The sequence below is a fragment of the Robinsoniella sp. RHS genome (genome assembly GCF_001029355.1).
Taxonomy (GTDB): domain Bacteria; phylum Bacillota; class Clostridia; order Lachnospirales; family Lachnospiraceae; genus Robinsoniella; species Robinsoniella peoriensis.
Genome location: NZ_JNGB01000019.1, coordinates 23,211 through 48,370, shown reverse-complemented (window position 1 = coordinate 48,370; position 25,160 = coordinate 23,211). Strand labels below are relative to the sequence as shown.

21 protein-coding genes, 1 tRNA gene, 1 other RNA gene and 2 other annotated features are annotated in these 25,160 nt (G+C 40.2%); of the genes, 7 read left to right on the top strand and 16 right to left on the bottom strand.

The window, feature by feature from the left end:
• Positions 1-26 precede the first annotated feature (26 nt).
• The 5 genes from pheS to ssrS all read right to left on the bottom strand — a co-directional run bounded on the left by pheS (position 27) and on the right by ssrS (position 5,541).
• Positions 27-1,046, bottom strand: coding sequence for a phenylalanine--tRNA ligase subunit alpha (gene pheS / locus RHS_RS10605; RefSeq protein ID WP_047833152.1), 1,020 nt, complete (start codon positions 1,044-1,046; stop codon positions 27-29).
• Between the two features lie 194 nt (positions 1,047-1,240).
• Positions 1,241-1,467: a binding site (T-box leader), on the bottom strand.
• Positions 1,468-1,527: 60 nt separating this feature from the next.
• Positions 1,528-2,364, bottom strand: coding sequence for a YihY/virulence factor BrkB family protein (locus RHS_RS10600; protein WP_027294599.1), 837 nt, complete (start codon positions 2,362-2,364; stop codon positions 1,528-1,530).
• 134 nt (positions 2,365-2,498) lie between these two features.
• Positions 2,499-3,953, bottom strand: coding sequence for a SpoIID/LytB domain-containing protein (locus RHS_RS10595; RefSeq protein WP_394910213.1), 1,455 nt, complete (start codon positions 3,951-3,953; stop codon positions 2,499-2,501).
• A 197-nt stretch (positions 3,954-4,150) separates the two neighbouring features.
• The gene (locus RHS_RS10590) at positions 4,151-5,200 is read right to left on the bottom strand and encodes an aldose epimerase family protein (RefSeq protein ID WP_047833151.1); all 1,050 of its coding nucleotides are present in this window, start codon (positions 5,198-5,200) and stop codon (positions 4,151-4,153) included.
• A gap of 160 nt (positions 5,201-5,360) precedes the next feature.
• A non-coding RNA gene (gene ssrS, locus RHS_RS30775) (6S RNA) lies at positions 5,361-5,541 on the bottom strand.
• A gap of 325 nt (positions 5,542-5,866) precedes the next feature.
• On the opposite strand from ssrS, the gene RHS_RS10585 reads away from it, so the two are divergent.
• Positions 5,867-7,237, top strand: a complete 1,371-nt coding sequence (locus RHS_RS10585; RefSeq protein WP_027294601.1) for a citrate/2-methylcitrate synthase — start codon at positions 5,867-5,869, stop codon at positions 7,235-7,237.
• A 68-nt stretch (positions 7,238-7,305) separates the two neighbouring features.
• Here the strand turns inward: RHS_RS10585 and RHS_RS10580 are convergent, their stop codons facing one another.
• The 3 genes from RHS_RS10580 to RHS_RS30770 all read right to left on the bottom strand — a co-directional run bounded on the left by RHS_RS10580 (position 7,306) and on the right by RHS_RS30770 (position 10,106).
• Entirely contained in the window at positions 7,306-7,650 is a 345-nt protein-coding gene (locus RHS_RS10580) for a hypothetical protein (protein WP_027294602.1), read from the bottom strand.
• A gap of 28 nt (positions 7,651-7,678) precedes the next feature.
• A complete protein-coding gene (gene thrC / locus RHS_RS10575) occupies positions 7,679-9,166 on the bottom strand; it encodes a threonine synthase (RefSeq protein WP_027294603.1) in 1,488 nt (495 codons plus the stop codon).
• A gap of 118 nt (positions 9,167-9,284) precedes the next feature.
• Entirely contained in the window at positions 9,285-10,106 is an 822-nt protein-coding gene (locus RHS_RS30770; protein WP_242881419.1) for a cell wall hydrolase, read from the bottom strand.
• 604 nt (positions 10,107-10,710) lie between these two features.
• On the opposite strand from RHS_RS30770, the gene RHS_RS10565 reads away from it, so the two are divergent.
• Both RHS_RS10565 and RHS_RS10560 read left to right on the top strand, forming a co-directional pair.
• Positions 10,711-10,872 carry a DUF1540 domain-containing protein gene (locus RHS_RS10565; protein ID WP_330373721.1) on the top strand — a complete coding sequence of 54 codons (162 nt, stop codon included), beginning with the start codon at positions 10,711-10,713 and terminating at the stop codon, positions 10,870-10,872.
• Positions 10,873-10,981: 109 nt separating this feature from the next.
• On the top strand, positions 10,982-11,170 hold the full coding sequence (locus RHS_RS10560) for a hypothetical protein (RefSeq protein ID WP_027294604.1): 189 nt from the start codon (positions 10,982-10,984) through the stop codon (positions 11,168-11,170).
• Positions 11,171-11,293: 123 nt separating this feature from the next.
• On the opposite strand, the gene RHS_RS10555 is transcribed toward RHS_RS10560, so the two are convergent.
• The 5 genes from RHS_RS10555 to RHS_RS10535 all read right to left on the bottom strand — a co-directional run bounded on the left by RHS_RS10555 (position 11,294) and on the right by RHS_RS10535 (position 17,437).
• Positions 11,294-12,955 (bottom strand): 2-isopropylmalate synthase, encoded by a 1,662-nt coding sequence (locus tag RHS_RS10555; protein WP_047833150.1) that lies wholly within the window; start codon positions 12,953-12,955, stop codon positions 11,294-11,296.
• A gap of 190 nt (positions 12,956-13,145) precedes the next feature.
• Positions 13,146-13,432: a binding site (T-box leader), on the bottom strand.
• 45 nt (positions 13,433-13,477) lie between these two features.
• Entirely contained in the window at positions 13,478-14,917 is a 1,440-nt protein-coding gene (locus tag RHS_RS10550) for a DUF4367 domain-containing protein (protein WP_047833149.1), read from the bottom strand.
• Between the two features lie 124 nt (positions 14,918-15,041).
• Entirely contained in the window at positions 15,042-15,557 is a 516-nt protein-coding gene (locus RHS_RS10545) for an RNA polymerase sigma factor (RefSeq protein ID WP_027294607.1), read from the bottom strand.
• A gap of 202 nt (positions 15,558-15,759) precedes the next feature.
• On the bottom strand, positions 15,760-16,524 hold the full coding sequence (locus tag RHS_RS10540) for an AAA family ATPase (RefSeq protein ID WP_047833148.1): 765 nt from the start codon (positions 16,522-16,524) through the stop codon (positions 15,760-15,762).
• A 16-nt stretch (positions 16,525-16,540) separates the two neighbouring features.
• Positions 16,541-17,437, bottom strand: coding sequence for a radical SAM protein (locus RHS_RS10535; RefSeq protein ID WP_027294609.1), 897 nt, complete (start codon positions 17,435-17,437; stop codon positions 16,541-16,543).
• A 169-nt stretch (positions 17,438-17,606) separates the two neighbouring features.
• Here RHS_RS10535 and RHS_RS10530 point away from each other — a divergent pair, with 169 nt between their 5' ends.
• Entirely contained in the window at positions 17,607-18,353 is a 747-nt protein-coding gene (locus RHS_RS10530; protein WP_052377839.1) for an alpha/beta fold hydrolase, read from the top strand.
• A 25-nt stretch (positions 18,354-18,378) separates the two neighbouring features.
• Here RHS_RS10530 and RHS_RS10525 read toward each other — a convergent pair whose 3' ends face one another.
• From RHS_RS10525 to RHS_RS10515, 3 genes are read right to left on the bottom strand one after another with little or no spacing between them, the layout of a single operon-like run.
• Positions 18,379-20,220: an ABC transporter transmembrane domain-containing protein gene (locus RHS_RS10525; protein WP_047833147.1), complete on the bottom strand. Its 1,842-nt coding sequence runs from the start codon at positions 20,218-20,220 to the stop codon at positions 18,379-18,381.
• Positions 20,213-22,378 (bottom strand): ABC transporter ATP-binding protein, encoded by a 2,166-nt coding sequence (locus RHS_RS10520; RefSeq protein WP_047833146.1) that lies wholly within the window; start codon positions 22,376-22,378, stop codon positions 20,213-20,215. Before RHS_RS10520 ends, RHS_RS10525 begins: the two co-directional genes overlap by 8 nt.
• 35 nt (positions 22,379-22,413) lie before the next feature.
• Complete coding sequence (locus RHS_RS10515; protein WP_052377840.1) at positions 22,414-22,890, bottom strand: MarR family winged helix-turn-helix transcriptional regulator; 477 nt, start codon at positions 22,888-22,890, stop codon at positions 22,414-22,416.
• Between the two features lie 414 nt (positions 22,891-23,304).
• Here RHS_RS10515 and RHS_RS10510 point away from each other — a divergent pair, with 414 nt between their 5' ends.
• The 3 genes from RHS_RS10510 (at position 23,305) to RHS_RS30765 (ending at position 25,006) form a co-directional block, all read left to right on the top strand.
• Positions 23,305-23,865: a manganese efflux pump MntP family protein gene (locus tag RHS_RS10510; RefSeq protein WP_027294612.1), complete on the top strand. Its 561-nt coding sequence runs from the start codon at positions 23,305-23,307 to the stop codon at positions 23,863-23,865.
• A 99-nt stretch (positions 23,866-23,964) separates the two neighbouring features.
• Positions 23,965-24,038 (top strand) — tRNA-Pro (locus RHS_RS10505).
• A gap of 812 nt (positions 24,039-24,850) precedes the next feature.
• Positions 24,851-25,006 carry a hypothetical protein gene (locus tag RHS_RS30765; protein WP_394910210.1) on the top strand — a complete coding sequence of 52 codons (156 nt, stop codon included), beginning with the start codon at positions 24,851-24,853 and terminating at the stop codon, positions 25,004-25,006.
• The last annotated feature ends 154 nt before the right edge of the window (positions 25,007-25,160 follow it).

Below are 25,160 nucleotides of genomic sequence, written 5' to 3'. Positions count from 1 at the left end.
GTTTTCCTCTCTTTACTTAATTTCCATTAAAATTGTTTTAAGAAACGAATATCGTTTTCATACAGTAATCTCATATCGTCAATTTCATATTTCAAAAGAGCAATACGTTCCAGTCCCACACCAAATGCAAAACCGCTGTAGACCTCAGGGTCAATGCCGCACATTTCTAAAACATGAGGATGTACCATTCCACAGCCCAGAATTTCAATCCATCCGGAACCTTTACAGAAACGGCATCCTTCTCCGCCGCATTTAAAGCAAGTCACATCTACTTCTGCACTTGGCTCTGTAAACGGGAAATGATGAGGGCGGAATTTTGTCTTCGTCTCAGGCCCGAACAATTCTTTTGCAAACTCTTCCAGCGTTCCTTTTAAATCTGCAAATGTAATATTCTTATCAATTACCAATCCTTCGATCTGATGGAAAGACGGTGAATGTGTAGCATCTACTTCATCGGAGCGGAATACTCTTCCAGGTGCAATCATACGGATAGGAAGTTTGCCCTGTTCCATTACACGCGCCTGTACCGGTGAAGTCTGTGTCCTTAAAACAATGTCTTTATTTACATAAAAAGTATCCTGCTCATCCTTAGCCGGATGATTCGCCGGAATATTTAATTTTTCAAAATTGTAAAGATCGTACTCTACCTCCGGTCCTTCCACCACTTCATATCCCATGCCAACAAAGATACGTTCCACTTCTTCTAAAGCAATGGTATTTGGATGACGATGACCTACATTATTCTTCTTCGCCGGAAGTGTAACGTCAATCACTTCACTTTTTAATTTTTCTTCCCGAACCTTAGCTTCTAACTTCTTTTTTGTTTCTTCCAAAAAGTTTTCAATAGCAGCTCTGGTGTCATTCACCATCTGTCCTACCAGTGGACGTTCTTCCGGTGTTACATCTTTCATTCCTTTTAAAACCGCTGTCAGCTGACCCTTCTTACCCAGGAATGACACACGAACGTCATTTAATTTATCCAGTGCATCGGAAGTTTGGATCTGACTCAATGCTTCTTCTTTGATGGCTTGCAATTTGTCTTTCATTTTAATTCTCCTTTTCAATTGATCTGGTTCTTGTGGATCCTTGCGCAAGTCGCTCTGCAAGCAGGCTATTTACTCGCATCCCTTCACTTGCTGGCAGCCGTTCATCCGGCGTGCCACCTCGCCTGACGGCTCGGTCGCGGGCTATCGCCCTTTGCCTCTTTGCTTTCGCGCAAAAAAAGCCTCATCCCCCTGGTGTAAGGGACGAAGCTTGGAGTTCCGTGGTACCACCCTAATTCCTGCTGCTGCAGGCTCTTAATTAAGTATGCTTAACGCGCATGGTCGGCATTTCCTACTGTGATTTCAAAAATGCAGCTCCGGTGGGAAATTCGAATTTATCATCTGAACTTAAGGATGCTTCCAGCCGACGGCTTCCTCTCTCTGTAAGAAAATGATCTTCTACTGACACCTTCATCGCTTTTTATTATTAATAAATTTTATATTGCTCACTTACTATTACTATGACCTATTTTATCATATTTACTTAATCTGTCAAGTCAAAACTCGAACTATCTTCTAAATAGCAGTTAATTTCAGCACCAATGAATATAAACCACATGCAGAAATACAGCCACAGCATTACCATAACAGCAGATGTCAGACTTCCGTAAATGGATGACATTCTTTTTGCCATTTCAAAATAAATGGAAAATCCATAAGAAAAAATGGACCAGGCAAGTGCCGTAAATAATCCTCCGGGTAGAAGGTTGGCAAATCTGTCCTTACGGTTGGGCAGCAGTTTATACATCGCCATAAATAGCAGCGTGAGCAGCGTAATTGTTGCAATGGTTCTGACGCTGATTATAAATCCGGAGAATTCTTTTAGAAGAGGAACATATCTGATGATCAGATCATGTACCTGATTTCCAAATACCAGCAACAGCATTGCTGCTACAATAGAAACCAGAAAGAGCACTGTATAGAATGCGGAACGCAGACGCATATAAATATAATTTCTAGTCTCACGAATTCCCTGAACGGAGTTTAACCCGTTTGTAACTGCCATAACTCCTCTTCCCGCAGCCCACACGGCAGCAATAGCCGTTCCTGACAGCAATGCGGTAGATCCGGTATAGACACCGCCCACCAGTCCATCCAGAACCTCGCGAAAAGAAGCAGGCAAAACACCCATTACCATATCCACCACATCGTCCGGAGTAAGCGGGGTATACTTGAGCAGAGTCAGCAGGAGCATGATAAAGGGTATAAAACTCATGATAACATAAAAAGCAGACTGTGCAGAATAAGCATCCACACGGTCCCGCTTAGCTTTCCTCAAAAAATTCAAAATAAATCTGATGATAGTGCAAATAGCTTTCATAATACCCCTCTAACTTTTTTATGTGAACCAATCATAGCACGTTTTTGGTCTCACTGCAAGCCCGCATGTTTGACCCACGCACGTTCTCCACACGTTTGAACGGCTCTGCATTTTTAGAGGGACATATTAATCTTTTATCCAATCTGTACATCACCATAAAAATATTTTAATATTTCTTCATATCCCATACCTGCGTCCGCCATATGCCTTGCTCCGTTTTGGCTCATTCCTTTTCCATGCCCGTATCCACCGCCTGTAAGCGTATAGCTTACTAATGCATCGTTTTCATAATTAGGAGTCAGATAAAAAAATGCACTTGGCAGCAGTGACATACCGGTGGCTTCGCTTCCATCCTGTTCCACTACCGCAATATTGGCAGGGGACAGCAATTTACGAACCGTGTACTCTCCCTCTACCGAAATATTCTGATTCTCTCCCTGAACGGTAAATTTCGCAATTGCCCCGTTTGTTTCTCTGGAATCGATACTTAGAGACGTTACATTCCCAGTGCCCGGCTGCCACGCATTTGCCAGCCGCGTAAGCTCATCGACTGTAAAAACAGCCTTCCAGCGGTACCAGGGTTCAGTTGCTTCATACGCCGTATGATTATCAGTTGTCATAAATGAGGCAAAAACTGTTTCCTGAGACAGATCCTGACTCAGATTCACACCGCAGGATGTAGAATAATAAAGCGCATCTACAATTTCTCCATTGGAACGCATCACCTCTCCGGCGGTAGCATTTACGGCCTCTGTAGCACGCTCATCCCGCTTCTGGTTATTATAAACCTGATAGGAGACACTATCGTCAACGTCTACATCAAATTCAGCTCCCCGCCCGTTCTGCATCTGTTTAAGCGCATAGCTTCTGGCACAGATCGCCTGCACTTTGAGAGATTCAAGCGGATATGCAGCCGGCATTTCACTGGGCACAACGGAACAGAGATAAGTTTCCAGGGGCAGCTCATTTATAACAAGAAGCCCTGCATCCCTTTTTACAATTTCAAAGTTCCCCAGGTACGATGGATTTTCATAACCCCTTTTCAACCCCGGCAAAGTAATCTCACCGTCTTCTCCCTTTGGCTGGATTCTCAATACCCCGTTACTCAAATAAGGGCTGTCGCCAGTTATCGTCAGCGGTTCAGAAGACGGATGTTCTTCTGTTGCTTCTCCATATTGCAGCACATAATCCGAACTGCACTGAAGAGTAACACTACTATGATACTCACCTGCATAATCATCTGTCTTAATCAAAACACGTATGAGGGGATTTTCCGGTGCTGCAGTCTGTGTATCCCCGGGTGCCGCCTGTCCATCCTGCGTTTCCTCTTCCTTCGACTGCTTCTGCTCGTCTGCTGCCTGCTGATTACTTTCTTTTTCTTTTCCATCGGACTTCTTTTTAGCCGTCTTTGTCTCATTTGTTTCCGGGGCTTCTTTTTGCTTTGCCAAATCTGTCTGAATTGTCTCCTGTAATTTATTCAGGACATCATCACCCTTTTTTTTATAAGTGTCATAAAAACACAGCAGTAAAAAAGCCATGATACAGCCGCTTAATATAAGAATTTTTCCAAAGGTATTGTCATCCTTCATTCCTTGCTCCTGTTTTCTCTTCATTTATTTACTAGTATATCCAAAAACAGGAGAAAAAGAACGTGAAATAAGGACATAGTGTTATTTTTTTGAAATAGTAAAAGATCCGGCATTTTATACTCTTTTGACAATACAATTAAATTGTACTGCCAAAAGAGTTAAAATGCCGGACCTGCTCAAATTCAATCTTTACAATCCTATACAAATTTATAGATTGTTGTTGTATCATAAACTTCCCCTGCCTTCAAAATGGAAGAAGGAAAATGCTCATGATTAGGCGCATCCGGGAAAAATTGTGTTTCCAGACACAATCCGCTTCTCTTCTGATATGCGATGCCGCCTTTTCCTATCTGTGTTTTTTCAATAAAGTTTCCGGTATAGAATTGTACACCTACACAATCCGTGTAAACTTCCATTGTTCTTTTGGTTAACGGATCTGTTACCTTAGCTATTTTACGCAGTTTTTCTTCACCATTTTGATTCAATACAAAGTTATGGTCATAGCCGTGAGCCAGCTGTATCTGTTCATATGTATCATCAATATCATCACCAATACGTCTTGTTTTCCGGAAATCCATAGGAGTTCCTTCCACACTTCTCAACTCTCCTGTCGGAATAGATTCTTCATCGATTACGGTAAAGGCATCTGCATCCATCCATAAGGTGTGATCCAGTATCGTCCCTTTATCATGGCCCGCCAGATTAAAGTAGCTGTGATTTGTCATATTTGCAATCGTATCTGCATCAGACACCCCTGTATAATGAATCCTGATTTCATTTTCATCTGTCAGTGTATAAGATACCGTAACATCAAAATTTCCGGGCAGTCCTTCATCTCCATCCGGACTATAATGGGTAAATTTTACTGTTGCCTCTTCTTCCAGAAGCTCCATATCCCAGATTACCTTATCAAATCCTCTGGTTCCGCTGTGAAGACTATTGCCATTTTCATTCTGTTCCATCTGATAATCCACACCATTAATCGTTACTTTTGCTTTACCGATACGATTGCCATTCCTTCCGATCACAGCTCCAAAGAAGCCACCGTTGGCAGCATAATCCGTAACATCTTCATATCCTAATATCACATCTTCAATATGGCCTTTTTCATCCGGCACTGTTGCAGACACCAGGGTAGCTCCATAATTTGTCACTTCAATCCCCATGCCCTTTTTATTCATAATCGTAACAATTTTGGCCTCCTGGCCATTTCCGGTTTTCCCAAACAAACTCGTCTTCATCCCCATATCTCTGTCTGCTCCTTTTAGTTTTATGTACTTATATCGATCTTTATACGATGTCACTATTATACACCCAGTCTAAAAAGCTTACAACTTGTTTTTCCACATTTTTCAAACAACATAATAACGCAAAAAAAGAACATCTGCTAAGCAAATGCTCTTTTTTGTAAGCCCCAAAGTGCCGTTTCCTATCTTTTGACTCCTAGCAAAGCTAGGTGGGTAACCGCAACTGCGACATCTGTCTTCCACTGCAATCGGTGGCCTGACATCCTTCACAGCAATGTAGGAATCCCATAAAAGTACATGTAGGTTCAAAATGATAGGATTGTCGAACACCCCAGGTAACTTACTGTTTATGTTATTATATAAATATTATACTCTAGTATTCATTCAATTTCAATATATAATTCAATAAAGAATGATTTACCAGAAATTATGTACTATTGCATAAATATACCGGGCGGTGTTATCCACCCGGATCTCACTGTTCAAAATTTGTTTTTATTATCGCATCATTAATTTTAAATGTCAAGCAATTAACAATCTATTTTTCTTATTTTATACATATTTTACAATTAAAAAATTTTACTATTTTTCTTTTCCAATTTATGATATGATAAAGAATGGATTTTAATCCTTTAGCACACTAAAACAGAACAGGAGGAAACAACTATGAGTACGTATTCAGAAATTACACCTGATATTCTCGCTCTATCTAAGCTGGCAACTGATACCAGCCAGATCAACACGGAGCTGTACACAAAATACGAGGTAAAAAGAGGTCTTCGTGACATTAGTGGTAAGGGCGTTCTTGCAGGCCTGACCGACATTGCAGAGATCCGCTCTTATACCGTTGTAGACAGCGAAATGATTCCCTGTGAAGGTAAACTCTTCTACCGCGGTATCGATGTAGAAGACATCGTCCAGGGGTTCATCCATGATGACCGTTATGGCTTCGAAGAAGTAACTTATCTGCTTCTTTTCGGTACACTTCCAACGGAAGAGCAGTTACGTGACTTTTCCAACCTGCTTGCTACATACCGTACACTGCCTACCAGCTTTGTCCGGGATATCATTATGAAAGCGCCAAGCCAGGATATGATGAACACCCTTGCACGAAGCGTCCTGACACTTTATTCCTATGATGACAGGGCAGATGACGTTTCCATTCCAAATGTCCTTAGACAATGCCTGCAGTTAATCAGCCTTTTCCCTATGCTTTCTGTATATGGCTACCAGGCATACAGCCACTATCACGACGGCAACAGCCTTTTTATCCACTCACCCCAGCCAGAACTATCTACCGCTGAAAACATACTTCACATATTACGTCCAAACAGCAAATTCACGAAACTGGAAGCCAAGATTTTAGATGTTGCACTGATTCTGCATATGGAACATGGCGGCGGTAATAACTCTACCTTTACAACCCATGTAGTCTCTTCATCCGGAACTGACACCTACTCTTCTATGGCTGCTTCTCTTGGTTCTTTAAAAGGACCGAAACATGGCGGAGCCAATATCAAAGTAGTTAAGATGTTTGAAGACATGAAAAAATCAGTAAAAGACTGGTCCGATGAAGGTGAAATCAAAAATTACCTGAAACGCTTGTTAAACAAAGAAGCATTTGACCATGCCGGATTGATCTATGGTATGGGACATGCGGTTTACTCCTTATCCGATCCAAGAGCAAATATTTTTAAATCTTTTGTAGAAAGCCTGTCTAAAGAAAAAGGCCGGGAAGAAGAATTTAAGCTCTACTCCATGATTGAGCGCCTGGCTCCCCAGGTTATCGGCGAAGAACGTAAAATCTATAAAGGTGTAAGCGCTAACGTGGACTTCTACAGCGGATTTGTTTATAGCATGCTGGATCTTCCGACTGAGTTATTTACCCCGATCTTTGCAATCGCCCGTGTTGTCGGATGGAGCGCTCACCGTATCGAAGAATTGGCAAATAACGGAAAAATTATCCGTCCTGCTTACAAGAGTGTTGCCAAGCATAAAGAGTACACACCACTCCATGAACGCGGATCGGCTGAATAGGCTTATCTTATTATCTATAAAAAGAGTTTCAACCACCATGACACAGCGGTTGAAACTCTTTTTAACATTTACCAGTATATTTTCATTGACTTTCTGGTAATCATTACAAACCATACCATCACAATCAGTCCGATTGCCAGAATGATTAATGACCCCATTCCCAAAATTTTAAAATAGTCACCTATAAGACTGACGATTCCAATGATCAGCAATACAATACCAAAGACTAAAAGCCTTGGTGTCATATATTTGATGTAACCTGCTTTATCCTTACATTTTGAAACCGAGATATCTCTGGATAACAAAACATTTTCTTTTATCTCACCTTTTGTTTTCATAAGATAAAAAGCATATAAAACATATACGCCGCAGCCTACGAAAAGTAAATCCATGAGCATGTACATACTATCCATAACAAAACCCTGCCTTTCCAAGACCCGCTTATATATTTAAGAACTTTTTCACGATGTCTTTCATCTCATTTACTTCTACAACAGTATCGTGAAGTACCGGAGCTGTTCTGATTTCTTCAATTGCACCCGGAACTTTCACTTTAGAAATCTTGCAAAGCTCATCTACCAATTCAAAATCAGTCATAGCATCATACTTCATATCAATAGCATCCATAACACTCCTTGTAAATTTATAAGGACTTGCGGTAGATGCAATTACAGACTTGTTATTATCTTTTTTCTCTGCTTCATATTTTTTAAATACACAGGAAGCTACTGCTGTATGGGTGTCCATGATATATCCGGTTTTTTGGTAAACCGAAGCAATTTCCTGTGCAGTTTCTTCTTCCGTGGCATAATTACCACAGAAATCAGAAAGCTGTGCCTTCATCTCTTCCGTAATGTGGTACTTACCTTCTTTGCCAAGGGCAGCCATCATTTCAAGATTCTTATCCGCATCTTCTCCGGCAATCTTATAGATAAGGCGTTCCAGATTACTGGATATCAAAATATCCATAGATGGAGATGTGGTAAGAATAAATTCACGGTTTCTGTCATATGTACCGGTTGTAAAGAAATCATACAATACTTTGTTATCATTAGACGCGCAGATCAGCTTATCAATCGGCACACCCATATTCTTAGCATAATATGCAGCCAGAATATTCCCGAAGTTACCGGTCGGTACAACTACGTTGATTTTCTCAGATTTGTCTATCTCTTTTGACGCATATAATTTTGCATAAGCATATACATAATAAACCACCTGTGGCACCAGACGTCCGATATTGATGGAGTTGGCAGAAGAAAATTGGAATCCGGCATCTGCCATCTGTGCTTCCAGTTCCTTATCCCCGAATATATTCTTTACACCTGTCTGTGCATCATCAAAGTTTCCATTAATCCCCACAACAAACGTATTATCACCCTTCTGGGTAACCATCTGTTTTTCCTGTATCGGACTAACACCGTCTTTGGGATAGAAAACTACAATTCTGGTACCGGGAACATCTGCAAAACCGGCTAAAGCAGCTTTTCCGGTATCTCCTGAAGTAGCTGTCAGAATTACGATTTCATTTTTTACATTATTTTTTTTCGCTGAAGTTGTAAGTAAATGAGGCAGAATTGAAAGTGCCATATCTTTAAATGCAATTGTAGCGCCATGAAACAGCTCCAGATAGTAAGCGCCATCTTCTTTCTTAATCGGTGCTATCTCAGTAGTATCAAACTTTTCATCGTATGCTTTGGCAATACAGGATTTTAATTCTTCCTCTGTAAAATCCGTAAAAAACAGCTTCATAACCTCATATGCTGTTTCCTGGTAGCTCATACCTGCCAAAGTCTCCATGTCTACATCTAATGCAGGAATGCCGGATGGAACAAATAGCCCACCGTCTGCGGATAATCCCTTTAAAATTGCCTGGGAAGCTGTTACTGCAGTTTCATTACTTCTCGTACTTTTGTATAACAAATCCATCATCTTCATCCTTTACATTTGGTTTAAATTATATTCTTTAAGTACAGATTATAGCATACCTTTCCAAAGTACACAAGACGAAAAAAGGCAGCCGCACAAAAACGCAGCCGCCTATTTATCAATAACCTTCGTATGTAAAAAATTCATGTCCGCCATACACGAACAATTTCTGCAATTTGGTATCAAACCAGTTCACATTAATCTGGTCTGCACTGGATCTTGCAATAAAGTACAATGCCCCTTCGGAATAGTCTTCCCCATTTAAAGCACGGTCAACTGCTTCAATTGTTTCATCCGAAATCGTAACACTGTCAATTCTTCCGTCTGCCGTGGGCGAAAACTGCGGATCACCATTTACCCGCTCCCATACAACATCATAAATACTATCCGGGAAATGGCTGTTATTCACTCTGTTCAGCACTACATTTGCCACCAGAATCTTACTTTTCATATCCCCGCCGGTTGCTTCCGCTTCCACTATGCGAAGAAGTGCATCGTAATCTTCCACCGGCATATGGTTGTCCTTCACAATCTGCGAAGCACTGTAACCAACTGCACCGGCCTGTTCCATTCCCTTTTCAATTGTCATCCTGTTTACTTCTCTCCTGCTGGCTTTGGATGCACCTACCAGTATTTCCTCTCCTGCTCCTGATACTTCCTGTGCTTTTGAAGACCTGGACAGTTCTTCCATACTGGATATACAATTCATGATACCCATAAGGCCTGCCTGGAATTTTTTATCTTTCGCCTTTTGCGGTGTTTCGTCTGAAACCGCATTCTGTTGTGTAACGGCATATACCTTGTTTTTACCGCCATCACTGAAGCCGACTGCACAAAGCAGGACTGCAGTACATATAACTGCAACAAAAGTAGCAGCTACGCAATTAATACGGCATCCGCGGTATCTTCGTCTGAACAAATATTTTTTTAATTTGTACAACTTCCTAACTAGCGATTTTAACAGCCACATACGGCGTTCCTCATCTTTCCTAAAATAATTGCTCCCCTTTATTTTTATATTTTTAAATATTTAAAAACAAATATTATGTACACAAAGCCCCCTCGCTTGTCTGTGTATTGCAATTATATTGAAAAGAAAAGAATGTGTCAAGCACGAATTCATATTTTTGTAATATCTTACATGTACATTTTTTTATCACATTGTTGATATGTGCACTTATTATATATTTTAAAGATTTTATGTGCATATTTTTATATAATATTACCAGTTCTTTTTTCCAAGTTTTTACTATTTTTATGGATTATTTTTCTACATTTTACAACATTTTTCTCTAAACCCCTTTGTTTTTGGGCATTTTAATGTTGATTTAATCTCTCAGTAATATTTTTGCAACAATTTAATTATTTTGAAATATTTTATATAATTTTGTAATTTACTGGGTTTGTCTGTCGGTTCTTCTGTGGATAACATTTAAAATTTAGCATTAGATTTTCGTTCTAAATAATTTTTTTGTGCTTCAGCAGGTATATAATTTTCATTTTTGTGCAAACTATTTAGTACCATTATCAAGGAGGTGAAAAATATGAAAAACGAATCCATCAAATGTTCCGTAAACAATTGCACTCATCATGCAGAAACAGAAAACTATTGTACACTTAATGCTATCAAAGTTGGAACACATGAATCTAACCCAACTAAGATCGAATGTACAGACTGCGAATCTTTCGTAAACAAAAGCAAATAAGATTTTTTATCAGAGAGGGGCCTGATGCTCCTCTCTATATATCTCTTAACTTGCAATTTTTACTTTTTATTGATAAAATAGTCTCACTAAACATAAGGAGGACTATTTAATGGGCTGTTCTAACAAAAGACCATGTACCTGTACATATGACTGCCCCCGTCATGGTAAATGCTGTGAATGTGTGGCTCATCACCGTGACAATAACGAAGGGGTACCCGGCTGCTTCTTTTCAGCAGAAGCGGAAGCCACATATGACCGCAGTATCGAAGCGCTGTGTAAAGATAACGGACTTATCTGATCATTATTATATTCCGCAGCACATCAAATAATACGGCAATGATTACACCATTGCATTGCATTGGAAAAGCCTTGATATTTATGATAAACACATAAATATTAAGGCTTTTTATATAATTTTATTTTATTCTGCAACCATATTATTAATTGCTGTAACTAATGCATGAATAGATGCCTGGATAATATCCTGATCTACGCCTGCACCCCAGAAGAGTTCGCCGTCTTTATTGCGGATTCCCACATAAGCGATCGCTTTGGAGCTGGAACTCTGTTCTAATGCATGTTCCTGGTAAGTAATTAAATCGTATTCCAGACGGAACTGTTTCTTAAGCGCATTGCTTACGGCATTCAAACGTCCATTACCGGCTGCAATAGCAGTGCGGCTTTCTCCATTTACATCTACTACAACTTCTGCTATGATGCCATTATGCTGTTTGAAGTGTACTTCTGTAATATCGTATGGAGTTGTAATCTCTTCGTATTTGTCTTTGAACAGCTGGAAGATTTCTTCCGGCATAAGTTCTTTGTGCTGTTCGTCCGATACGGATTTCGCTGCGTACCCCATTGCTTCTCTCATCTTTGCAGGTAAATTCAGGCCGAAATTCTGTTCCAGAATATATCCGATACCGCCTTTTCCGGACTGGCTGTTGATACGGATAACATCTGCTTCGTACAGTCTTCCCACATCGGTAGGGTCGATAGGCAGATATGGAACTGTCCACTGGTCACAGTCATGCTCTTCTCTGTATTTCATGCCCTTTGCAATTGCATCCTGGTGGGAACCTGAGAAGGCCGCAAACACTAACGCACCGCTGTATGGGCTTCTCATATCAATCTTCATTCCGGTAAACTCTTCGTATGCGTCGCAGATTGCAGGCATGTTACTGAAGTCAAGTTCCGGATCCACCCCCTGGGAATACATATTCATTGCCAAAGTCACAATGTCTACATTACCGGTACGCTCTCCGTTGCCGAACAAAGTACCTTCAATTCTGTCAGCACCTGCCAAGATACCCATTTCCGCATCGGAAACACCGCATCCTCTGTCATTGTGCGGATGCAGGGAAACGATAACATTTTCCCGGTATTTCATATGATCACACATATATTCAATCTGGCTGGCATATACGTGAGGCATTGAATGCTGAACCGTACTTGGCAAATTGATGATAACCTTATTGTCAGGAGTCGGCTGCCATACATCTAATACTGCGTTACATACTTCCAGGGAATATTCCACTTCTGTTCCTGTAAAACTCTCCGGGCTGTATTCAAATGAGAAGTTTCCTTCTGTTGCTGCTGCCAGTTTCTTTAATAATGATGCACCCTCTACTGCAATATTCAGAATTTCTTCTTTTGATTTCTTAAATACCTGTTCTCTCTGTGCCTGGGAAGTGGAGTTATATACATGAACAACTGCTTTTTTTGCTCCCTTCAATGCTTCAAAGGTTTTACGGATGATGTGTTCTCTCGCCTGTGTCAGCACCTGAATGGTAACATCATCCGGAATTAAATCTTTTTCAATCAATGCTCTCAAAAACTGATATTCCGTATCCGACGCAGCCGGAAATCCAACTTCAATTTCTTTAAATCCAACTTTTACTAATAATTTAAAAAATTCTATCTTCTGCTCTAATGACATAGGAACAATTAAAGCCTGATTTCCATCCCTCAGGTCTACACTACACCAGATTGGTGCTTTTTCAATATGATCCTTCTTTGCCCAGTTCATTGCATTTACTGGCGGCATAAAATACTGCCTTGTGTACTTATTCACATTTTTCATATTCTTAATCTCCTTTTCTTGTTTTGCCATGTCCGCTTGTTCCATGTATATGTTGATAATCGTCTGCAATTCTTAAATGTCAGATAACATGTATCTGCATCCTGCCACACCTGTTCAGCAGGCAAATCTCGATAACAACTTATTTTAGGAAACAAAAAAAGTCCTTCGTCTCCTGACAATCCCGTTGTCATTTAGAGACGAAAGACTAAAATATACTTGTCTTGCGCGGTACCACTCTATTTTATGAATTTCTTCATACACTCATCAGATACGGATTCAATAGAATCTTATATCCTACCCAGATAACGGTTGGGGTTCCGTCTGCGTCTACTTTTCTCTATCCAGCATTTAAACTATATTAAGAATTTGGGGCAGCCGCTCCAAGGTGAGTTCCAATTTCTTCCTCAACTGTCTCGCATCAACCGACAGCTTTCTGTAATCAGAAATAATTGTACTATTCCTCTTCATTGCATTTACTCTTATCAACTATAGTACTAACAATATCACTTCTTTCAGAAATTGTCAATTAGTTTTTAAGGAAAAATATTGCGTGGTCAGTTCCGCGTCTGCGCTTGTGATTGGCGGTGCCAGGAATATTTCCCCAGTCATATCATCATCTATTACATACATCAGGGTATAGCTTAACGTTTCACCCGGCTGAATCGTACGGAAGAAAAATTGATGAATTCTGTCATTGCCTTCTACATTCTGCGGTTTATCAAAGTATACCGGCATCTCAAGTATCGGCCAATTCTCCATAGGGACAGGCATATATTCCCATTTGCTGTCCTGGTCATATGTCCCATCTGCACGCTGCTGCAGCCTTGCAATATTCAGATATAACGGAGCATCCACTGCTTTTTCAGCATAGTTCTTCACCTGGACATCCACTACCAGGAACTTACTTCCCACAGACTCTTCCGTACTTTCGTCAACATTCAACTTGCCGTCTTCACTCATCTTCTGGCGAAGATGATCGCGCAGGCTTCCGTCTTCGTTCAGGCAGGATGCTATCTCCTCATCATAATTATAGAAATTTTCCTTTGGATATTCTGATATGGTATCCACATATTGTGCGCTTTCAATGGTATATCCAAATTTGTTGAACCCACCACCTTCTGCAGCAAGCTCATCATCATCGAAATCCTGAGACTTAATTTCCTGTCCTATGGGCACAATCCTGTCTTCTCCAACTCCTGCTTCTTTTGCTTTCTGGTACTGTTCAACCCGTTTCTGGTCTTCCAGCTGCATTTCCTTTTCTTTTTCCAACTCTTCAGCTGTAGGGAGTGCCACCGTTTCATCCTGGGATTTTTCTATTATAAGCTGGTCTGCCACTTTCTTTAATTCATCAACCGGAACGTCATAGAACCCCCATACCTCTATGACATAACCATCCTCAGGATTAAATAAGAGCACACAGTTCCCCCTCCTGTATTTTTCCGCTTCCTTTACGGTAATTACATGGGCTTCCATCCCATTTAAAGTTGTCTTTTCCACATTTTCAATCTTGTCCACAGAAAATTCGTTGTTGATCCGGTCAATATCCACTGTAGTCATAGGAATGATGGATATTCCGTTTCCCCAGCTATCTTCTTTACAGAATTTATTCTCGGCAAATTCAGTTGTATACCCTTCCGGCAGATACCCAGGCTTCACATCAATTTTATTTGCACTTAATTCATAATCAACCGTAAACTTATACGATACCGAATCATTGCTTTCCACTACTTCTTTTTGGAAGAATCCATTTGCCGCCAGAGCCACTAAGGAAGTGGTTGCGATAAGTGCTGCCGCCGCTGCTGCCACAACTACTTTCTTATAAGCACGACGCTTTCCTCTTCCGGTTTTTTTACTTCGAATTTCCTGATATGCCTGATTCATTTTCTGGTCAACCACATTTGAAGTTGTAATTTCTTCTTTTAAAATTTTCTTAGCTTCTTCTTCCGAATATAATTTTCCCATTTTTTCACCCATTGCATATTACATATTACATATTACAGTATAATATGTGATATGGCCACGATAAAGCAGATTGAAAGAATAAAATTGTGGCATCCTTTCTATTTTATTATTTTCTTCCAACTTACTACCTGCCTGCACAGGCTATGTCCTTTTGATATTCTCTTGCAAAGTTCTGCCTTGCACGAAGCAAGCGGCTTTTCACCGTATGCTCATTCATTTCCAGAAGTTCTGCAATCTCTCTTGTATTAAAACCTTCTACATAATATAAGATCAGGATTGTACGGTACTTCTCATTCAGAGCATTCAAAAGTTCTGTAAATTCCAGGTTATCCTGGGGCAGGTCGGGATCAGCCAATTCCGGGAACTCATCCATCAGGCATAATGACTTATTTTGTTTTAAAATGTCTTTGCAATTATTAATCAGAATACGAACCAGCCATGTTTTGAAATATCTTGGCTCTTTCAATGTTTCTAACTTTTCATAACACTTTAAAACCGTTTCCTGCATGGCATCAGCAATATCTTCCTCGTGGTGCAGATAAGATTTCGCGATCTTGTACATGCTCTGCTTATTTAATTCCATAAGCTTGATGAAAGCCTCTTCATCATTTTTCTGTGCCTTGATTACCAGATGCTTCAATGGAACACCTCCTTTTTCAAAGTGCATTTTCTCCACATTTTTCCGCACTTTTATGTGTTTACAATCATTAGACAGATACGATTGGAAAAAGGATGCATTATATGAAAATATTTTATTTTGGAAAATATACTGCGTCTGGTGATAGATCCTCTCCGCGTATTTATGCCGGAAGACACTAGTTTCTTCCATATATAATAATACCTTATACCTCGTCGCCATTCAGCAGCCGGTCTAAAATTACTTTTCGATGATTGATAAACATTTCCATTACCTGATAGCATTCTGCATCTTCATATGCTATGGGTAATACACTGTCAGCATCAAAAGAGTATATCCCGGCATCCGGCATACCAAGTAAAACAGGCGAATGCGTGGCTATGATAAATTGTGATCCTTCTTTTGCAAGCTGTGAGATATATAACAAAAGCGTCAACTGTCTCTGGGGCGACAGTGCCGCTTCCGGCTCATCTAAAATATAAACCCCGTCTCCCCGGAAACGATTCTGTACAATCGCCAGAAAACTCTCCCCATGCGACTGGTGATGAAGCGATTTTCCTCCATAACCGCTCAAGAATGCCGGATCCATCATGATTCCTCCGCCAGTGGTTTTCGCCAGTTCCTCCATCTTAGTTGCCACATTGTAGAAACTCTCTGCCCTTAAGAAAAACCCGTCTTTTGCTTTTCGAATGCCTTTTACGATACGAAGATGCTTCCACAAATCCGTATGGGTGTCATTGGAGGAAAAATTGTAATGAACGCTGCCGCCCTCCGGGTTAAAACCATATGCTACCGCAATTGCCTCCAGCAGTGTAGATTTCCCGGAACCATTTTCCCCAACGAAAAAAGTAATATTTTGGTGAAAATCCAATTCTTTTATGGAAGACAGTGCTTTAATATCACGATAGTAAGCATCCGGATCTGTTTTTTCCCACTCTATTTTTATTGACCGTATATATTTATGATCCATAATTACTCTCCCTCTTTTATAAATCAAACAAGCTCAATTGGGTAATCTGATAGTTCTTCTGATAACCGTAAATAATATCCTGCATTTTATAACGTATTCCAAACTTTTCGCATTCATTTGCAAATATTCCCCATAATTTTTTCGCCCTGGGACTTCTGCATTCATAATAATTACCAAATCGCCTGATATATTTTTCCACCAGTTTTTCACCAGGAAATAATTCATCTAACTTTTCAAAATACCATTCTCTTTGATTCAGGCGCAGAGTCACACCAAAGGCAGGATAGATAAATTTACCGCCCATTTCTGCTGTCAGCTGCACGATACGCAGTATATTTTCTTCACTGTCCTCTAAAAAAGGCAGCACCGGCATCAGCAAAATACCCGCAAAGATACCATGTGAGGACAATTCTCTCAGGGCTTCAAAACGGCTGGATGAAGGCGCCACCCCGGGTTCTATTTTCTTACATAATTCATCATCTGCCGTAGTTACGGTAATCTTGCACAAAACCGGTGAATGTTCCTTTATTTCTTCCAGAATATCTATGTCTCTTGTGATAAGGGGGCTTTTTGTCGCAATTGCAGCACCAAAACCAAAAGCGTCAACAAGTTCTAAAGCATGTCGGGTAAGCATCAGATTTTTTTCAAAAGGATTGTAGGGATCACTCATGGCACCTGTTCCTACTACTCCTGTTTTTACTTTTCTTCGCAAATCATCCCGGATAATCTGCAAAGCATTTTCTTTCGCCCTCACCCGGTCAAAATCATCAATGCGGTAACACTCGGAGCGGCTGTCGCAGTAAATGCACCCGTGACAGCATCCTTTATAAATATTCATATTATAATCGATTCCAAACCAGGAATCTGCGCTCTTTGTTCTGGTAACAATGGTTTTTGCCGGTATGTATTCCATATGAACTCCAATCCGCATGCAAATCGTATAATCTGCAGGCTTTTTTCTGTATTTGATTATTATACTGCCTTTCAAAAAACAGAACAATTGTTTTTTTAGAATTCCTTTCATTTTCCAATTGCTTTTTTCTAAATATCACTTATAATGAGATTATCAATACAGAACAGGAGTGATTATCATCGAAGCGTTAAAAGACGGCTATCTGAATATTCATGATGCCGAAATCTACTACCGCATTTATGGCGATAGTGAAAATGAGAATACTATATTGTTCATTCACGGGAATGGCGAAGACTGGACCTGCTTTCAGCGTCAGTTAGAAGTATTTTCCAAAGACTACAGAGTAATTACGATGGACAGCCGGGGACACGGTCGGTCTATGGTATCTAATACAGCGATTACTCTGAAGCAAATTGCCAAAGACGCAGTTATGCTGCTCCAGAAACTGGGAGTTACCCATGCAGCACTGATTGGATTCAGCGATGGCGCAAATGCAGCACTTGAAATTGCCTTAAACTCTACATTTAAAATAGACTTTCTGGTTCTTGCCGGAGCCAATCTGTCCCCCTCCGGCGTAAAATTTACCTATCAGTTTCCAATTATGATTGGCTATTATCTGTGTTCTTTTATTGCTAAATTTGACAAAAAAGCATTACATAATGCTTCCATATTAGGCCTTATGGTGAAGGAACCCCGTATACACCCGGAAATGCTTGCAAAGATCACTGTTCCCGCCCTGGTAATTGCCGGACAGCACGATATGATCAAAGAGAGCCACACGAAGCTGATCGCACATTCTCTGCCAAAAGCACAGTTGAAAATCATACCTGGAGCCAATCATTTTGTATTTGGTAAATGGGCAGATGAAACAAACCATTTTATTTTATCATGTTTAAAAACCCCGCCAAAGCATTAACGCTTCGGCGGGGTTTTTTATGCAATTATGCAGTTTTTATAAACTGGCTGTTGTACAGATCCGCATAGAATCCGTTCTTACTCATTAACTCATCGTGGTTACCCTGTTCTACAATATTACCGTCTTTCATAAACAGTATCAGGTCTGCATCACGAATCGTAGATAATCTGTGGGCAATTACAAAACTGGTACGTCCCTTCATCAGATAATCCATTGCTTTCTGGATACGGACTTCCGTTCTTGTATCAACGGAACTGGTTGCCTCATCCAGGATTAAGATCTTGGGATCAGCAAGAATCGCTCTGGCAATTGTCAGCAGCTGCTTCTGCCCCTGAGATATATTACTGGTCTCTTCATTTAACACCATGTTATACCCACCGGGCAGAGTCTTAATAAAGTTATGGGCATGTGCCGCTTTGGAAGCAGCAATAACTTCCTCGTCGGTAGCTCCCAGACGTCCGTAACGGATATTTTCCATGATCGTTCCATTGTACAGCCAGGTATCCTGTAATACCATACCGAACATTTCACGGAGTTCACTTCTGTTGAAATTCCGAAGATCATGGCCATCTACCTTAATGGATCCTGTATTGACATCATAAAAACGCATCAGAAGCTTGATCATTGTGGTCTTTCCTGCGCCTGTCGGTCCAACAATTGCGATTTTCTGACCCTCATTAATATGCGCTGAGAAGTCATGAATTGTTATATGCTCCGGATTATAGCCGAAGCTTACATGTTCAAATTCTACATTTCCCTGTAAGTGATCAATATGAACCGGATTTTCAACCTTCTGGTCTTCTTCCTCTTCCTCCAGGAATTCAAATACTCGTTCTGAAGCTGCTGCCGTAGCCTGCAGCATATTAGTTACCTGGGCGATCTGCTGGATCGGCTGGGTGAAGTTACGAATATACTGGAAGAAGGACTGTATCTGGCCTACTTCAATACTTCCCTTGATTACCAAAAATCCGCCGAGAAGTGCAACCATAACATACCCCAGATTTCCTACAAACTGCATAATAGGCATCATCATTCCGGAAAAGAACTGGGATTTCCATGCAGATTCATATAATTTCTGATTTGTTTCTTTAAACTCTGTTACTACCGCATGTTCTTTGTTAAATACTTTTACAATATTATGACCGCTGTATACTTCTTCCACCTGTCCGTTTACATCTCCCAGGTATTTCTGCTGCTGCTGGAAGAATTTCTGTGAAAACTTCATAACTCTGCTGATAATCAGCATTGAGATCGGGAGTATTAAAAGTGCACAAATCGTCATAATGATGTTGATGCGAAGCATCATGATGAATACACCAATCAACATGGTCACCGAAGTAATCAGCTGCGTAACACTCTGATTTAAGCTCTGTCCCAAAGTGTCCACATCATTGGTAATTCTGGAAAGAATCTCTCCTGTAGTTCTGCTTTCGAAATACTTCATTGGCATACGGTTAATCTTATGGGATATATCTTTTCTTAAATTATAAGATACATCATTTGATATTCCGGACATAATGAATCCCTGTATAAAGGAGAGGCAGGCACTCATCACATATAATCCCAGCAGTGTCAGGAGAATCTCACCGATTTTATCAAAATTAATACCGCCGGTACCATTGATTTTTCCCATTAAGCCATTAAAAATTTCTGTCGTTGCATTACCTAAAATAGTCGGTCCGATGATTGCAAATGTTGTACTGGCAATTGCGAATACCATCATAATCAAAAACCGGAATTTATATCGTCCCATATAACCTATGAGCTTTTTCATCGTACCTTTAAAGTCTTTTGCTTTCTCACCCGGAACCATATGTCCGCCCGGCCCCATAGGTCTGCCAGGCCTGCTATGTTTCTCATTACTCATTGGACAATTCCTCCTTTGACAATTGTGATGCTGCAATCTGATAATATACATCGCAGTTTTTCAGTAATTCCTGATGCGTTCCTATTCCTGCTACTTTTCCTTCATCCAACACAATAATCTGCTCTGCATGGAGTATGGTGCTGATACGCTGTGCTACAATAATCGTTGTGGCATCCTTCGTTTCATTTTTCAGCGCACCTCTAAGGGCAACATCCGTTTTATAATCCAGCGCGGAGAAACTATCGTCAAAGATATAAATCTCAGGTTCTTTTGCGATTGCTCTGGCGATAGAAAGCCTCTGCTTCTGTCCACCGGATACATTCGTTCCTCCCTGGGCAATCGGCGAATCAAACTTCTCATCTTTTTCCTGAATAAAGTCATATGCCTGTGCTATTTGAGCCGCTTTTGCCACTTCTTCATCTGTTGCATCCTCTTTACCGTAGCGCAGGTTCGTAGCAATGGTTCCCGAGAACAGAACACCCTTTTGAGGTACATATCCGATTTTATCATGCAGCTCACGCTGGCTCAGTTCACGGACATCCACACCATCTACCAGAATCTGTCCCTGTGTCACATCGAAGAATCTTGGAATCAGATTCACCAGGGTAGATTTACCGCATCCGGTACTTCCGATAATCGCTGTGGTTTCACCCGGTTTTGCCGTAAAGTTCAGATTAGAAAGTACACCTTCCTCCGCTTCCGGATAGGTAAATGATACATTTTTAAATTCTACGATACCCTTTTTGCTTCTGTCTGCACTTTTCGGGTCTTTTGGATCATGAAGGATCACTTCTGTCTCCAGCACTTCATTAATACGTGTTGCGGATACACTTGCCCTTGGCAGCATAATGGAAAGCATGGTAAGCATCAGGAAGGACATAATAATCATCATGGTATATTGTATAAATGCCATCAGATCTCCAACCTGCATATTTCCATTGTCAATTCCGGCCGCACCTTTCCACACAATCAATACGGTAATCCCGTTCATGATAAACATCATAAGAGGCATCATGAATGTCATACACCGGTTTACAAAAAGATTCGTTTTCATCAGTTCATGATTGGCTGTTTCAAAACGCTGTTCCTCATGCTTCTCTGTACTGAATGCACGAATAACCGGAACACCCTGGAGTATTTCCCTGGATACCAGGTTCAGGCGGTCAATTAATTTCTGCAGCGCCTGGAATTTCGGCATGGCAACGCTGAAAAGAATGGATACTACAACCAGAATCGCTCCTACAGCCACGGCAATAATCCATGCCATTGATTTATTCGTACCCAGTGCGTGAATTACGCCTCCAATACCCAGGATCGGAGCATAGAGGACAATACGGAAAAGCATTGTCATCAGCATCTGTACCTGCTGAATATCATTGGTACTTCTTGTAATCAGGGAAGCCGTGGAAAACTTATCGAATTCCGCATTGGAAAAGGAAATCACTTTCTCAAACACTTTTTCACGCAGATCCCGGCTTAAGGACGCTGCTACCCGGCATGACAGGAATGTAACCAGAACGGCTGCAATCATAATTGTCAGTGCAAATGCCAGCATCACCAGACCAGACTTTAAAATATAATTTGTCTGCATTCCGTCCATGTCAATCCCCTGGGCCTGATACTCACTTTTTACAAAATTAATAGACGACTGGGTGATTATGGATTCCGGCATCTTATCCAGCTTTTCACTCATGCCTTCCATCACTTTATCCATCTGCTCTTTTGGCATCTGGGCAAATACGGTAAATGGATCTGTGCCCTCCGGCAGTTTCATTTGTGCCAGAATCGCTTTTGTCTGATCCGAATCAGAAGTCAGACCATATACCATCAGCATGGGCTTTCCAAATTCCGTGTTTAACTTATCTCTGGTTTCTTTATCTACTTTCTTCAGGGACCACATATCATTTTCCAGTGTATAATTCTCTTTCACCAGATTCTGGGTATCCTCATCCATAAAGATAAACAGTTTATCCATGGTTTCCCCGCGGATTGTTTCTGCTACGGCATCCTCAATACCATTTTGCTGAATGCCTACATTTACAATCTTCGAAGTATAATCAGGCAATGACAAATCACAATAAGCCTGAAGGAACAGCAACAGGACAATTACCAGTATTATCCCGGCTGATTTCTTTAGATACTTAAAAATTTTAAACATAATATCTCCTCTCATTACTACTTAAGCATTTCATTTTAACGCGGTAATTCAAAATCGAAGGCTTCTTTTGGAATACTGTCCGTCAATTTCACAAGATTTTTTTGTATTTTTTCCATAATACGTAAATATTCAGCCAATTCCAGTTCCGTCAAGCCGTCATAAATTTCTTCAATCGCTTTTTTAAAAACATCCCTGGTACGTGTAGCTGTCTCTTTTCCACGTTGGGTTATGTAAACCCTCTGGGTTCTCATATCCTTATCATCTGATTTCCGGCTGATCAGCCCTGCCGCTTCCATTCTCTTAATCATCACAGTCAGCGTAGCCGGTTTTATGCAAAGGTTCTTAGCTATCTGAGTCTGGCTGCATCCCTCTGTCTGGGAAATAAACATCAGGAGCCTGGGATCCCCTTTATAAAGCTTTTCATTGTCCAGTTCATGGCGAAGATATCGAAACTCATATCTTTGTATCGCCCATTCACTGAATTTAACCTTTGCACACAAATCCATGTCCATCTTATTCACCCCTATCTGTGCATCGTTTGAAGTCTCGTTTTTTAGTTAGACATCTAACGAATATATTATCACCCGTTATTTTCTAATTCAACAAAAAAATTCTAAACTTTTTATAAAGTTTGACATCTAACTAATTTATATTTCACTTGCCAAATGATAAAAATTATTATATACTATTCAAAACAAACGTTAACGCCAGCATAAGGGAGTAGTTAGCACGCATGTGTAGCAGGGTCAACATACTGATAAGTAATTATCTGGTTCTGCTTTAAATAACGAGACTTATCTGCAGAGATTCCATCTGCGGATAGGTCTTTTCTTTTGTCCCAGAGCGTGTTTTAAAATTACTATTATAAGTAGTACAGCAACTGGCATCGTTTTTAAGATACATAAACATACCGCAGGAGGAAAGATATGAATTTAGCAGAATTATTGATTTTAGCAGTAGGGCTTTCTATGGATGCATTTGCTGTATCCATCTGTAAGGGGTTATCCATGCCCAAAAGTACATTTAAGAAATGTTGTATTGTAGGGCTCTACTTTGGAATATTCCAGGCAGGTATGCCGCTGATTGGGTATTTCCTGGGTGTGCAGTTCAAAGAATACATAACCAGTATAGACCATTGGATTGCTTTTATACTACTGGGAATCATCGGGATTAATATGATACGGGAAGCTTTGAGCAAAGAGCAGGAGTGCTGTAATGACTCCCTGGATATGAAATCTATGCTGGTACTTGCCGTTGCTACCAGCATTGATGCTCTTGCTATAGGAGTTACCTTTGCTTTCTTAAGTGTAGATATCATTCCTGCTGTCTCCTTTATCGGTATTGTAACATTTGCATGTTCCTTTATCGGTGTTAAAATCGGAAATATCTTTGGCGCACGATATAAATCAAAAGCAGAACTCGCCGGAGGAATAATACTAATTCTCATGGGAACGAAGATTCTTTTAGAGCACTTAGGGGTTTTTTAAATGACTATTTAAAGTATTGTGATTATATTAAAATTGTTCTAAAAAATATGCACAATAAAACTTGCTTTTTTCTTGTTTTATTGCTATAATATGCATCAACGGAGTGTGGCGTAGCTTGGTAGCGCGCTCGGCTGGGGGCCGAGAGGTCGCAAGTTCAAATCTTGTCACTCCGATGATGAAAACCCGTACAAACACTGACTTTCTGGGATATGAGAGTTAGTGTTTTTTGTTTTTTGAAGGACTGTTCTAACACTGTTCTAACTCTTGGGATTTAGATCGAACTTTTCGACAAGCGCATCTGAAATGACAAACTTCTTATTTTTCTTCACCCTTGCATAAACTTCAAAGTTGTTTCAATGTCTTTTTGACCAACCCAGTCTTGAATATCCTTGATACTATTATTATCCTCTACCAAAAGAGAAATACAGCTTGCACGTAAATCATGCAGTCTTAACTCAGATGATAACTCAGGATCAGCCCTTACGATGGTCTGACATACCCACATAGAAAATATCTGGGAAGTATCGGTTTTAAATGGGCATCTGAGAAAAAGAAATGGTACTTTCACACGGAAACTTTCAGGAAGAAAAGCCGTAAGAAATTGAGTATTGATGATATCCGCCAGTACTACGGAAGCACAAGTGTTAAGAATGAAACTGCTGTATTGCTTAATTCATAAAGGAAAGGAGCACTGTCAGGTGCTCCTATGTCCTGTGATATATGATGATAGATGAGGGAGTGGTTAAAACTTTCGAGGGGGTCTTTTTTTGGCTCGCTGGGTGCATCTGGTTCTCTTCTACACTCACTCGGAAATCCAAACCAATTTTTAATAATAGTTATTTTATTCGCTATAGACAGATATTACAATATAAGATTATTTTCCTTCAAGATATTCGTAGCTTTATCGAATCCATCTCCAATATACAAAATTGCACATTTGTTTTCCCTCGCGATTATAGCACTATCGATAAACCAAGGGAGGAATATGAAACGAGAAGAAACTCTAAAAGTTATTGAAACCGTTACTTCTTCTGGATATCTTTATAACTTTAAAGGCAAGCGCAATCAATTTAAATTTAAGGCTATGTATAGAGTAGGCACAGGTGGTATTGATACTGTTACGCTTGGTGAAAAAGTGTAATAAGCAAACAAAAGTTAACTTATTATACTTTTTGATTTTATCATGCAAACTTTTCTTTAAAATATTTTAACAGTCTACAATCTATGCATTGAACTATTTTCTGTCATATGGTAAAATAATTCATATATTAACACAAAAAAGAAAGGAGAATAAA